The sequence below is a fragment of the Acidovorax sp. KPB24-03 genome (assembly GCF_057546605.1).
In genome coordinates, this window is the sequence record NZ_BAAJYR010000096.1 from 1 (window position 1) to 12,643 (window position 12,643).

Here is a 12,643-nt window from a genome sequence, read left to right on the forward strand (position 1 = left end):
CGATCACGCCGCCCCCGAGGCACACCTCGCCGTCGTACAGCACGGCGGACTGGCCCGGGGTGACGGCCCACTGCGCGTCGGGAAATTCCAGCGCGAAGCCGCCGTCCGCCTGCGGATCGATGCGGCAGGGCGCATCGGCCTGGCGGTAGCGCGTCTTGGCCGCCAGCAGGCCGGCGGCGGGCGGCGCGCCGGCCACCCAGCTCGCATCGCCCGCCTGCAGCGTGTGCGACTGCAGCCAGGGGTGGTCATGGCCCTGCACCACGCGCAGCACGTTCTTGTCCAGGTCCTTGCGCGCGACGAACCAGGGGGCGTGGTCCCCGCTGCCCCGCTGCGCGCCCTTTTCCTTCACCCCGCCGATCCCCAGGCCCTGGCGCTGGCCCAGCGTGTAGAAGCTCAGGCCCTGGTGGCGGCCCAGCGTGCGCCCGCGCTCGTCCTGGATCGGCCCCGCCGCATGGGCGATGTAGCGGTTCAGGAACTCGCGAAACGGCCGCTCCCCGATGAAGCAGATGCCGGTGGAGTCCTTCTTCTTGGCATTGGGCAGGCCGATCTCTTCGGCGATGCGGCGCACCTCGGTCTTGTGCAGCTCGCCCACGGGAAACAGCGTCTTCGACAGCTGCGCCTGGTTCAGGCGGTGCAGGAAATAGCTCTGGTCCTTGGACGGGTCCAGGCCCTTGAGCAGTTCGAACAGGCCGCTCCCCGGGTTCTGCCGCACCCGCGCGTAATGGCCGGTCGCGATCTTCTCGGCGCCCAGGCGCATGGCGTGATCCAGGAAGGCCTTGAACTTGATCTCGGCGTTGCACAGCACGTCAGGGTTGGGCGTGCGGCCGGCCTGGTACTCGCGCAGGAACTCGGCGAACACGCGGTCCTTGTACTCGGCGGCGAAGTTCACGTGCTCGATCTCGATGCCGATCACGTCGGCCACGGCGGCCGCATCCACGAAGTCGATGTTGGAGGAGCAGTATTCGCTGTCGTCGTCGTCTTCCCAGTTCTTCATGAAGATGCCGACGACCTCATGGCCCATGGCTTTCAGCAGATGGGCGGTGACCGCGGAATCCACGCCGCCGGACAGGCCGACGACGACGCGGTGCTTGGGGGTTGCTGTCATGGCCGGAATTGTATTTTTTATGCCGCCGCGGCCGGGGGCGTGCCGGCAGAACGCCAGGTGCGCCGCGGGGCATGCGATCCGGCCGGATCTGTTGTGCTATTGAATTAATAGCAACAAGGGCAATCAATCCGACGGCATGGAGGCGATACGGGCCAAAACGCGGCGGTGGCGGGCGCCGTGCGGCCCGCCCGGGTCAGCGCGGCTGCAGCACGCTGGCGTCGGTGTGGATGAGCTCCAGCGGGTAGCGCTTGCCGGCCAGGTAGTCCTCGATGCACTCCATCACCAGCGGGCTGCGGTGGCGGTCCGCGCAGCAGCGGATCTCGTCGAGCGTCATCCACACGGTGCGCACGATGCCGTCGTCCAGCGTGCGCCAGGCATGCACCGGCCCCACCGAGCCGGCGAAGGCAAAGCGCAGGTAGGTGATGTCGTCGCCCGTGCGGGTGCGCGTGAAGCGGTTGAGGTACACGCCCACCAGTGCCGTGGGGGTGAAGTCGCAGGCGGTTTCCTCCAGCACCTCGCGCACGCAGCCGTCGATGGGCGACTCGCCCGGGTCCAGGTGGCCCGCCGGGTTGTTCAACCGCAGCCCGTCGGCCGTGTCTTCTTCCACCAGCAGGAAGCGGCCGTCCTGTTCGATGACGGCGGCCACGGTGACGTTGGGTTTCCAGCGGTTCGGCATGGCGGCCATTATGACGAGAGGGCATGTCAGGCCGTGTAGGGGATGCGCGACACGCGGGCGAGGACGGCGATTCGCCCGGCATCGGTATGGACGGACATCGAAGGGTACGGCCTGCCGATCGCCTGCCGCGCCACCGGTGGCTGACAAGCGGACGCGGCGTTGGCCTCCAAACCTTCTCCTTGGCGTCTGCGCAAGATGGATTGGGTTAGGCTTGCAAAGACATGCCCGCGCACGCGCTCCCGCACCCCGGCGAGTGGCCAGAGGGCTCCCCCGCCCCTTCCCCCATAAAGGATCCCACGATGCAAAACTTCTCCGACCCAGCGCTGACCCGGCGAGACCTGTTCGTCGTGGGGGCCGCCTCGGCTTCTGCGGTGGCCGCCACCGGGGCCGCCGCCCGCACCGCGGCGCCGCTGCCGGCCAAGTCCGGCGCGCTGGCGCCCCAGGGCGAGACGGCCATGCCGGTGCGCATGACCATCAACGGCCAGCAGCACACGCTGTCGCTGGACACCCGCACGACGCTGCTCGACGCCCTGCGCGAGCACCTGCACCTCACCGGCACCAAGAAGGGCTGCGACCACGGGCAGTGCGGTGCCTGCACGGTCATCGTCGATGGCCGCCGCATCAATGCCTGCCTGACCCTGGCGGTGATGCACGAGGGCGCGCAGGTCACCACCATCGAAGGCCTGGGCCAGCCGCAGAAGCTGCACCCGCTGCAGGCCGCGTTCGTCAAGCACGACGGCTACCAGTGCGGCTACTGCACGCCGGGCCAGATCTGCTCGGCCGTGGGGGTGCTGCAGGAAATCAAGGCCGGCATTCCCAGCCATGTGAGCGGCGACCTCACGGCGCAGCCCCTGCTCTCGGCCGACGAGATCCGCGAGCGCATGAGCGGCAACCTCTGCCGATGCGGGGCCTATTCCAACATCCTGGATGCGATCACCGAAGTGGCCACCACGAACGGGAGTGCTGCATGAAGCCATTCACCTACGAACGCGCGGCCTCGGTGCAGGCCGCCGCAGCCGCCGCCGCAGGCAACCCGCAGGCCCGGTTCATCGCAGGCGGCACGAACCTGCTGGACCTGATGAAGCTGCAGATCGAGGCGCCCACGCACCTCATCGACATCAACGGCCTGGGCCTGGACCGCATCGAGCCCGTGCCGGAGGGCGGCCTGCGGATCGGTGCGCTGGTGCGCAACACCGACCTGGCGGCGCATGCCGGCGTGCGGCGCGACTACGGCCTGCTGTCGCGCGCCCTGCTGGCCGGTGCGTCGGGCCAGTTGCGCAACAAGGCGACCACCGCCGGCAACCTGCTGCAGCGCACGCGCTGCCCCTACTTCTACGACACCAACATGCCGTGCAACAAGCGCCAGTCGGGCGCGGGCTGCGCGGCCATCGGCGGCGTCACGCGCCAGCATGCGGTGGTGGGCGCGAGCGAGGCCTGCATCGCCACGCACCCGAGCGACATGGCCGTCGCCATGCGGGCGCTGGATGCGGTGGTCGAGACGGTGCGGGCGGACGGCCAGCCACGCCGCATTCCCATCGCCGACTTCCACCGGCTGCCGGGCAACACCCCGCACATCGAGACCGCGCTCGACGCCGGCGAATTCATCACCGCCGTGACGCTGCCCGCGCCCGTGGGCGGCACCCACATCTACCGCAAGGTGCGCGACCGCTCCTCGTACGCCTTCGCGCTCATTTCCGTGGCGGCCGTGCTGCAAAAGGACGGCACGGGCCGCGTCGCCCTGGGCGGCGTGGCGCACAAGCCCTGGCGCATGGCGTCGGCGGACGCGGCCCTGCCGCAAGGCGCGCAGGCCGCCACGGCGCAGTTGCTGGGCGCGGCGCGCCCCACCCACGAAAACGCATTCAAGGTGGCCCTGGTCGAGCGCACGCTCGCCGGCGTGCTGGCCGAGGCGAAAGGCCAATCATGAAATTCGACACCCCGGCTTCGCACAATGCCATCGACCAGCTCAAGGTGGTCGGCCAGCCGCTGGACCGCATCGACGGCCCGCTCAAGACCAGCGGACAGGCGCGCTATGCCTACGAACAGCACGACGTCGTGGCGCGCCAGGCGTACGGCTACATCGTGGGATCGTCCATCGCCAAGGGGCGGATCGCCTCGATGGACCTGACCGCCGCGCGCGCCGCGCCGGGCGTGCTGGCCATCGTCAATGCCCAGAACGCCGGCAAGCTCGGCAAGGGCAAGATGAACGTCGCCCGCCTGCTGGGCGGCAGCGGCATCGAGCACTACCACCAGGCCGTCGCGCTGGTCGTGGCCGAAACCTTCGAGCAGGCCCGCGCCGCGGCGCATCTGCTGAAGATCGATTACGTCAGCACGCCTGGCGCGTTCGACCTGGCGGCCGAGCGTGGTTCCGCCACCGTGCCCAAGTCCTCCAAGCCCGAGAGCGCGTTCGGCAACTTCGCCGGCCGCTATCCCGAGGCCCCGGTGCGGCTGGATGTCACCTACACCACGCCCGACCACACCCACGCGATGATGGAGCCCTTCGCCTCGCTGGCGGCCTGGGAGGGCGACCACCTCACGGTGTGGCTGTCTAACCAGATGATCGCCTGGACCGCGGGCGACCTGGCCAAGACCCTGGGCCTGGCGCCGGACAAGGTGCGGCTGGTGTCGCCCTACATCGGCGGCGGCTTCGGCGGCAAGCTCTTCCTGCGGGCCGACACCGTGCTGGCCGCGCTGGGCGCGCGCGCGGCAGGCCGGCCGGTCAAGGTGGCGATGCAGCGCCCGCTCATGGCCAACAACGGCACGCACCGGCCCGCGACCATCCAGCGCATCCGCATCGGCGCGGGCCAGGACGGGCGGATCACCGCCATCGGCCATGAAAGCTGGTCCGGCAATCTGCCCGGCGGCGACCCCGAGGACGCCATCGCGCAGACACGGCTGCTGTATGCCGGTGCCCACCGCTACACGGCGCTGCGCATCTCGCAGCTGGACCTGCCCGAGGGCAATGCCATGCGCGCGCCCGGCGAGGCGCCCGGGCTGATGGCGCTGGAGATCGCCATGGACGAAATGGCCGAGCGGCTGGGCATCGACCCCATCGAATTCCGCGTCCTTAACGACACCCAGACCGATCCTGAAAAGCCGGGCCGCAAGTTCTCGCAACGCCAGCTGGTCGAGTGCCTGCGCCTGGGCGCGGAGCGCTTCGGCTGGAGCCAGCGCAGCGCGGCACCGGGCCAGCGGCGCGAGGGCCGGTGGCTGGTCGGCATGGGCTTGGCCGCGGGCTTTCGCAACAACCTGCTGATGAAGTCGGCCGCGCGCGTGCGCCTGGACCGCACGGGGCGCGTGACCGTGGAGAGCGACATGACCGACATCGGCACCGGCAGCTACACCATCATGGGCCAGACGGCCGCTGAGGTGATGGGCGTCGCGCTCCAGCAGGTGGACGTGCGCCTGGGCGATTCCGCCTTTCCGGCCTCGGCCGGCTCGGGCGGCCAGTGGGGCGCCAACAACGCGACGGCCGGCGTGTACGCGGCCTGCATGAAGCTGCGCGAGACGATCGCGCGCAAGCTCGGCGTGGCGCCGGCCGATGCCGTGTTCGCCGATGGCATGGTGCGCGCGGCGGGGCGTTCGGTGCCCTTGGGCGAGGCGGCGGGTGAGGCCGGCCTGGTGGCCGAGGACGCCATCGAATACGGCGACCTCGACAAGCAGTACCAGCAGTCCACTTTCGCCGGGCATTTCGTCGAGGTGGGCGTGGCGGTGGACACGGGCGAAGTGCGGGTGCGCCGCATGCTGGCCGTGTGCGCGGCGGGCCGCATCCTCAACCCCAAGACCGCCCGCAGCCAGGTCATCGGCGCGATGACCATGGGCGTGGGTTCGGCGCTCATGGAAGAGCTGGCCGTGGACAAGCGCCGGGGCTTCTTCGTCAACCACGACCTGGCCGGCTACGAGGTGCCGGTGCATGCCGACATCCCGCACCAGGAGGTCATCTTCCTGCCGGAGACCGACCCCATCTCCTCGCCCATGAAAGCCAAGGGCGTGGGCGAACTGGGCCTGTGCGGCGTCGGCGCCGCCGTGGCCAACGCGGTCTACAACGCCACGGGCGCGCGGGTGCGCGACTACCCCATCACCCTGGACAAGCTGCTGCCGCACCTGCCGGCCCAGGCCTGACGTCGGAGGGAACGCGCCGTGGACAACCTCGATTTCCGGGTGCTGCACACCCTGCTCGACTGGCGCCGCGCGGGGGGGCACGGCTGGCTCGTCACCGTGGTGCGGACGTGGGGCTCGTCGCCCCGGCCCGTGGGCTCCATTCTTGCGCTATCGGACCGCGGCGCGGTCGTGGGCTCCGTCAGTGGCGGCTGCATCGAGGACGACCTGATCGCCCGGTGCTGCACGCCCGGCCGGGACGATGCCCTGCCCCGGGACCCGGCGAAGCCGGTGCTCCTGAAGTACGGCGTGTCCGCCGATGAGGCCCACCGGTTCGGACTGCCCTGCGGCGGCACGCTGGAGTTGCTGGTGGAGCGCGATCCGGCGCTCGACTCGCTGCAGGCCCTGGTCGAGTCGCTGGCCGAGGGCTGCCTGGTGCGCCGCAGCGTGCGGCTCTCCGATGGGGCGGTCACTCTGTCCGAGGCCCGCGGCGCGCAGGCCTTCCATGCGGATGCGCAAACGGTGGACAGCACCTTCGGCCCGCAGTACCGCATGCTGCTGATCGGCGCGGGGCAACTGGCCGAATACCTGGCCACCATGGCCGGCTTCAACGGCTTCGCGGTGACGGTGTGCGACCCGCGGGTGGAGTACCGCGGCGCGTGGTCGGTGCCCGGCACCGCGCTGGCCGATGGCATGCCCGACGACGTGGTGCTGGCCTTCCGCCCCGATCGGCGCAGCGCCGTGATCGCGCTGACGCACGACCCCAAGCTGGACGATCTCGCCCTGCTGGAGGCGCTGAAGACCGATGCGTTCTATGTCGGCGCCATCGGCAGCCGGCGCAACAACGCAGCGCGGCGCCAGCGGCTGGCCGAGCACTTCGACCTGGACGCACCGGCGCTGGCGCGGTTGAAGGGGCCCATCGGCCTGTTCATCGGCAGCAAGACGCCGGCGGAGATCGCCGTGAGCGTCATGGCCGAGGTGTTGAGTGTCCGCAACGGGGTGGCGATCCCGCCGCAGATGCAGGTGGCGCCTGCGAAGGAATGGCTGGCGGGTTGAGGCGTGCCTCTCGCCAGGGGTGATCGGACGGAGCCCTTGCCATGCCCGCGCCACCCTCTGACATGCCCTGCGGCTCACTTTTTGTCGGTGGCCTTCTGGATTTCCGACTGGAACGCGTCGCTGCTGCGAAGGCGCAGGTATTCCTGGTAGGCCTCCTCGTAGGCCTTTGTGTCCAGCCCATACGAACGCGACAACTCTTCATACCGATCGGCTCCCGAACGGCGCCACAGGGCGAGGTCCGCGATCACCTCGGCACGGGACAATCCTTGTTGCCTGGACGCGCCTTCCTGTGCTTGGGATGGCACCGCGAAGGACATGGCAAGGGCCAGCACCGCAGCGGCTGCCGGGAGCATGCCGCGGCGTGCTCCCGATGGGTTCTGGGCGGTCTTCATGGACGACATGGCATGCAATTGGGAATAAGACATTTGAGGTTCTCCAAATCAATCAAGGAATGGGTGGGGCCGCATCAAGCGCGGGTTTTCAAATGGAGCATGGGGTGGTGCTCGTAATGGCCGATTCCTTGTCGGATCAGCGGGTCCCCGGAGGTGAGTGCGGTGATTTCCTGGTCGTCGGCGATTTGAAAGAGCGATACGCCATAACCCCCCGCAGGGTCCATCACGGGACCATGGGCGACGATCAGCCCTTGAGCGAGCAGCTTGTCCAGGTACATCCCGTGTTGCTTCATTCCCTCCTGCTCATCGGCAGACATCGTGGGGAGAAAATCCGCGCGGGGAGGAATGAATTTGCAGAGAAAATATTTCATGGTGTGTTTTCGGTTGGTTTGCCAAACCCCGGTTTTTCCAGTGTCACGCTGTGGTTTTCACGCTTTTCAAAATCGCGCCTTCGAAAATTTTCGGAAGGTAGCTTTGAAGGAACAGAATCATTCCGGTCATCTTCCCCACCGGGTTGCTGAACCTGGGCTCTTTCGTCCCGATCAACCGGGTAATGGTCTGCACCACGGCATCGGGTGCTTCGGCTTCGTCAATGCCCTTTTGCGTCGCTGCATCGGCCTGCCTGCGGTAGGCGTTGTAGTCAGCGATGCGAGCCGTGTTGGCCGCAACGGCGTTGTGGGCCAGATTGGTTTTGAACCAGACGGGTTCCACCATACTGACCTTGATATTGAACGGGTCCAATTCGAACCGCAGGGATTTGAAAAACCCTTGCACCGCGTGTTTGGATGCGGAGTAATAAGACAGGTTGGGTGGGCCGATCAGGCCGACGATGGAACTCACCGTGATGATCTGCCCCCGCTTTTGCTTGCGGAAATGGGGCAGCAAGGCGTTGGTGACCTTGACCGTGCCCCAGAAGTTGGTTTCGAACTGGTCACGGCCCACGGCCACCGAGGTTTCTTCGGCCAAGCCGGTGACCATGTAGCCCGCGTTGTTGACCAATACGTCCAGTTGCTGGGTGTGGGCAAACAGCTGGTCGGTGAATCGCCGGATGGATTCGTCATCATCGATGTCCAGTCGCAGCATTTTGAAAGGCACCTTGCCCGCGTACTTTTCAGGCTCGCGGCTGGTGCCGATCACATTGAAGCCTTGCTGTTGAAGCTGGTTGGCGAGCAGCAAACCGAAGCCGGAGGATGCGCCGGTAATCAAGACAGTCTTTTTCATGGGTGATGTTTTCTGAAAGGGATATGCGGAGCTAAAGAATGGGCAAGGGACGCGAATTCATCGGGTGGTGGAATGAAGCCCCAGCCCCAAGGCGACTGCGTGACCTGTGCAATACAAAACGGTGCTGAACATGGATTCCTTCTAGACACGTGAGGGGATGGACTGGCGATGGCCCGCATGTTAGTATCGATTAAATAGTGAGTCAATACTAAAACGATATGAACATCAAAAAATCTTCCGAAAGTACCTGTCCGATCGCGCGCAGCCTGGATGTCCTGGGTGACGCCTGGACGATGCTGATCCTGCGAGACGCCAATTCCGGACTGACACGCTTTGATCAGTTCAAGAAGAGCCTTGGGATTGCGCCCACCATGCTGACCAAGCGCTTGGCGACACTGACCGACGAAAAGTTGCTGGAAAAGCGGCAGTACTCCGAGCGTCCGCCCCGCGAGGAATACGTTCTGACCCAAGCGGGGCGCGACTACCTGCCGGTGCTTTTCATGATTGGCGCGTGGGGGAGAAAGCACCGGGGCGCAGGCCAACTGGTGCGTTTCCTGGATGCCGAGAACGGAACCGACATCCAGCCCGTCGCCATCGATGCGGTGACGGGAGCCGAAATCGGCACGCGTGCCATCAAGATGGTGAACCCCGAGTAGCAGATGCCGCGTCTCGCTCCGCAAGCGGCTGTGCGGAGTTCAATGACCCGCTCATCCGCCGTGGGGCAATTGGCTGGTCCGGGCTGCGCTGGGTAGTGGCGGTGGCTCTTGCCATCCGCCACGGCATTTTCCAAGGCCTGTCACACCCCCGACAGCCGGCACGCCACGCCCAGCAGTCCGCAGAGCGCCAGCACCGGAATCACACCCCATCGGAGCCGGAACAGGGCCACCGCGGCCAGCACGCCGATGGCGGCCGAGGCGGCGTCGAAGCGGCCTCCCAGGCCCTGCGGCCACAGCACGTGATAGGCGAAGAACACCGCCAGGTTGGCGATCACGCCGACCACGGCGGCGGTGATGCCGGTCAGCGGCGCGGTGAACTTCAGGTTGCCGTGGGTGGACTCGATGAACGGACCGCCCAGCAGGATGAAGACGAACGAGGGCAGGAAGGTGAAGAACGTCACCGCGGTGGCGGCCACGGCGCCTGCCAGGAACAGCGATCCGGGCCCGAAGAGGGCATGGGTCCATCCCCCGACGAAGGCCACGAACGACACCACCATGATGAGCGGGCCGGGCGTGGTCTCGCCCAGCGCCAGGCCGTCGATCATCTGCGTGGCGCTCAGCCAATGGTGGTGGTCGACCGCGCCCTGGTAGACGTAGGGGAGCACGGCGTAGGCGCCGCCGAAGGTCATCAGCGCGGCCTTGGTGAAGAACCACCCCATCTGGGTCAGCACCCCATGCCATCCGAACAGCGCCCAGAGCCCTCCCAGCGCCAGCAGCCACAACCCCGCGCCCACCAGCAGCACCTTGGCAAACCGCGTCCACGAAAACAAGGCGTGGGGCGGCGCGGGCGTGTCGTCGTCGATCAGTGCCGGCCCGGCCGATGCCGTTGCCGCGCCATGGGCGCCACCGGCGGAAAAAGCCTGCGGCGACACCTGGCCGCCCACATGGCCGGCCAACGCCGCGAGCAGCACGATCGCGGGAAACGGCACCTGCAGCGCGAAGATGGCTACAAACGCGGCCACCGCGATGCCCCACAGCCAGCGGTTCTTCAGCGTTCTGCCTCCGATCCGCCAGGCCGCCTGCACCACCAGCGCCGTGACGGCCGGCTTGATGCCGTAGAACACCCCGGCGATCACCGGCATGTCCCCATGCGCCATGTAGAGCCAGGACAGCCCGATGAGGAGGCCCAGCGACGGCAGCACGAACAGCGTGCCGGCGAGGATGCCGCCCCAGGTCCGGTGCAGCAGCCAGCCGAGGTAGGTGGCCAGCTGCTGGGCCTCGGGCCCGGGCAGCAGCATGCAGTAGTTCAGGGCGTGGAGAAAGCGCTTTTCCGAGATCCACCGGCGGCGCTCCACCAGTTCCGCATGCATGAGGGCGATCTGCCCGGCCGGGCCGCCGAAGCTGATGAAGCCGAGCTTCAGCCAGAAAAGCAGGGCCACGGAGAGTGGCAGCGGGTGGGGGCGTGCCGATGCGGCGTCGTCGGGCAAGGCGGTGTCCATGATCGATTCCATGAGAGCTGCCAGCACTTGGACGGGACACCGTCTACCCGGGGCGGGACGGGAGGCTGTGTTCCCGGTGCGCGGATCATAGGGCCGCCGCCGTGGCCGTGGAAGGGCCCGGACGGATCACGGCGCGCGCATGAGCCCGCCGTCCACCCGCAGGCTCTGCCCCGTGATGTAGGCCGCCCCGTCGGAGGCCAGGAAGGCGACCGTGGCGGCGACTTCCTCCACGGTGCCGTAGCGCTGCAGCGGCACGGCGGTGCGCCGCTCTTCCCACACGGGCAGGCTGTCGATCCAGCCGGGCAGCACGTTGTTCATCCGCACGTTGTCGGCTGAGAAGCTGTCGACGAAGATGCGCGTGAACGAGGCCAGCCCGGCGCGCATGACGGACGACGCCGGGAACAGCGCACTGGGCTCCAGTGCCCAGGCCGAGGAGATGTTGACGATCGCCCCGCCGCCCTGCCTTTGCATGAGGGGCGCCACCAGGCGGGTGGGCCGGATCACGTTCAGCAGGTAGGTGTTCATGCCCTCGAGCCACTGTTCGTCGGACAGGTCCAGCAATGGCGCCCGAGGCCCATGGCCGGCGCTGTTGACCAGCACGTCGATGCGGCCCCAGCGCCGGTGGGCCAGGTCCACCAGCCGCCCGATGTCCTCCACCGACTGGTTGGAGCCGGTGACCCCCACGCCCCCCAGCGCCTCGGCGAGCGCCTGCCCTTTCCCGGAAGAGGAAAGGATGCCGATGCGAAAGCCATCGGCGGCCAGCCGGTGTGCGGCCGCCGCCCCCATGCCACTGCCGCCGGCGGTGATGAGCGCCACTTTTTCTACTGCCATTTGTCGGTCCTTGCGTGCCGCCAGTGGCACCTGCAGATTGTTCGACAGCCCAGGCGTTTCGGGGGTATGGAGCCCGGCAGATCGCCTGTCTCGAATCAGTAGAAAATCTGTACCCATGACGCAACCCCTCGGGCGCATGCCCTCGCTCAATGCCCTGCGTGCCTTCGAGGCCACGAGCCGCCACCTCAACTTCCGGCTGGCCGGGCTGGAACTGGGGGTGACGCAAGGCGCCGTGGCGCAGCAGGTGCGGGCCCTGGAGGCGGAACTGGGCCTGAAGCTCTTCGAGCGCCTGCCCCGCGCGCTGGCGCTCACGTCCAACGGCCAGCGCTACATCGTCGGCGTGCGGCGGGCTTTCGAACTGTTGGCCCAGGCCACGGAGAGCCTGGTCCCCCAGCCCCTGCGACTGACCGTGAGCGTGACGCCCACCTTCGCCACCAAATGGCTCATCCCGCGGCTCGACGGCTACACGCGCCAGCACCCAGGCGTCGATCTGCGCATCCTGGCCACGGAGCGGCTGGCGCACTTCCACAACGAGGCGGTGGACCTGGCCGTGCGCTATGGCCGGCCCCCGTTCGGTCCCGGGTTGTCCGCCGATCTGCTGTTCGAGGAATGCCTGGTCGCCGTCTGCAGCCCGCGGTGGGGAGAACGGAGCGCGCAGGCCGGGCGGGCCGGCGATGGCATCGCGCAGGTGCTGCTGCACGATGCGCAGTCGCCATGGGAGACCTACTTCGAGCAGTGCGCGCCGCAGGCCAGGGCGCCTGCGGCGCGCGCCCTGCATTTCAACCAGACCACGCTCGCCATCGATGCCGCCGCCATGGGGCAGGGCTTGGCGCTGGCCCAGCAGGAATTCGTGGCGCCCGATCTGGCGGCCGGGCGGCTGGTGCTGGCCTTTCCCGAGGCCCTGCGCACCGGCGCGGGCTACTACCTCGTGCACCCCCGCAAGCAGCGGCACCCCGAATCGGTCGCACAGGTGCGGCGCTGGCTGCTGGACGGTGCGGGCGGACTGCCGACCGCCCCACCCTCGCTGCGGGACTAACGTCCAGGTTTCGCCACGGCCGTCGGCCGCAGCACCAGCCACAGCGCCGCGGCGATCAGCCCGCCGCCGGCCGCGT

General features: G+C 68.0%; 13 protein-coding genes. 6 read left to right on the forward strand and 7 right to left on the reverse strand.

What is annotated here, in order from left to right; genetic code table 11:
* Together mnmA and AC27KI_RS12510 are read right to left on the reverse strand one after the other, a co-directional pair.
* Window positions 1–1,105, reverse strand: a 1,105-nt coding sequence (gene mnmA / locus AC27KI_RS12505; protein ID WP_487114055.1) for a tRNA 2-thiouridine(34) synthase MnmA, incomplete at its 3' end; no start/stop codon positions are given.
* Window positions 1,106–1,298: 193 nt separating this feature from the next.
* Window positions 1,299–1,781, reverse strand: coding sequence for an NUDIX hydrolase (locus tag AC27KI_RS12510; protein WP_272566313.1), 483 nt, complete (start codon window positions 1,779–1,781; stop codon window positions 1,299–1,301).
* 299 nt (window positions 1,782–2,080) lie between these two features.
* On the opposite strand from AC27KI_RS12510, the gene paoA reads away from it, so the two are divergent.
* Genes paoA through AC27KI_RS12530 form a run of 4 tightly spaced genes read left to right on the forward strand, consistent with a single transcriptional unit; the run spans window position 2,081 to window position 6,932 of the window.
* Window positions 2,081–2,752: an aldehyde dehydrogenase iron-sulfur subunit PaoA gene (gene paoA, locus AC27KI_RS12515; protein ID WP_487089329.1), complete on the forward strand. Its 672-nt coding sequence runs from the start codon at window positions 2,081–2,083 to the stop codon at window positions 2,750–2,752.
* A complete protein-coding gene (locus tag AC27KI_RS12520; protein WP_487114057.1) occupies window positions 2,749–3,705 on the forward strand; it encodes an FAD binding domain-containing protein in 957 nt (318 codons plus the stop codon). Before paoA ends, AC27KI_RS12520 begins: the two co-directional genes overlap by 4 nt.
* Complete coding sequence (paoC, locus tag AC27KI_RS12525) at window positions 3,702–5,900, forward strand: aldehyde oxidoreductase molybdenum-binding subunit PaoC (protein WP_487089328.1); 2,199 nt, start codon at window positions 3,702–3,704, stop codon at window positions 5,898–5,900. Before AC27KI_RS12520 ends, paoC begins: the two co-directional genes overlap by 4 nt.
* A gap of 18 nt (window positions 5,901–5,918) precedes the next feature.
* Complete coding sequence (locus AC27KI_RS12530) at window positions 5,919–6,932, forward strand: XdhC family protein (protein ID WP_487089327.1); 1,014 nt, start codon at window positions 5,919–5,921, stop codon at window positions 6,930–6,932.
* Window positions 6,933–7,006: 74 nt separating this feature from the next.
* Here the strand turns inward: AC27KI_RS12530 and AC27KI_RS12535 are convergent, their stop codons facing one another.
* Genes AC27KI_RS12535 through AC27KI_RS12545 form a run of 3 tightly spaced genes read right to left on the reverse strand, consistent with a single transcriptional unit; the run spans window position 7,007 to window position 8,545 of the window.
* A complete protein-coding gene (locus tag AC27KI_RS12535) occupies window positions 7,007–7,357 on the reverse strand; it encodes a DUF4148 domain-containing protein (RefSeq protein ID WP_487089326.1) in 351 nt (116 codons plus the stop codon).
* Between the two features lie 41 nt (window positions 7,358–7,398).
* A complete protein-coding gene (locus AC27KI_RS12540) occupies window positions 7,399–7,695 on the reverse strand; it encodes a YciI family protein (RefSeq protein WP_487089325.1) in 297 nt (98 codons plus the stop codon).
* A gap of 43 nt (window positions 7,696–7,738) precedes the next feature.
* Window positions 7,739–8,545 carry an SDR family NAD(P)-dependent oxidoreductase gene (locus AC27KI_RS12545; RefSeq protein ID WP_487089324.1) on the reverse strand — a complete coding sequence of 269 codons (807 nt, stop codon included), beginning with the start codon at window positions 8,543–8,545 and terminating at the stop codon, window positions 7,739–7,741.
* A 218-nt stretch (window positions 8,546–8,763) separates the two neighbouring features.
* Between AC27KI_RS12545 and AC27KI_RS12550 the strand changes: the two genes are divergently transcribed.
* The gene (locus AC27KI_RS12550; protein ID WP_284430521.1) at window positions 8,764–9,201 is read left to right on the forward strand and encodes a winged helix-turn-helix transcriptional regulator; all 438 of its coding nucleotides are present in this window, start codon (window positions 8,764–8,766) and stop codon (window positions 9,199–9,201) included.
* A gap of 140 nt (window positions 9,202–9,341) precedes the next feature.
* Here the strand turns inward: AC27KI_RS12550 and chrA are convergent, their stop codons facing one another.
* Entirely contained in the window at window positions 9,342–10,700 is a 1,359-nt protein-coding gene (chrA, locus tag AC27KI_RS12555; protein WP_487089323.1) for a chromate efflux transporter, read from the reverse strand.
* 126 nt (window positions 10,701–10,826) lie between these two features.
* Window positions 10,827–11,531 (reverse strand): SDR family oxidoreductase, encoded by a 705-nt coding sequence (locus AC27KI_RS12560; RefSeq protein WP_284430523.1) that lies wholly within the window; start codon window positions 11,529–11,531, stop codon window positions 10,827–10,829.
* Window positions 11,532–11,646: 115 nt separating this feature from the next.
* Here AC27KI_RS12560 and AC27KI_RS12565 point away from each other — a divergent pair, with 115 nt between their 5' ends.
* Entirely contained in the window at window positions 11,647–12,567 is a 921-nt protein-coding gene (locus AC27KI_RS12565) for a LysR substrate-binding domain-containing protein (RefSeq protein WP_487089322.1), read from the forward strand.
* The last annotated feature ends 76 nt before the right edge of the window (window positions 12,568–12,643 follow it).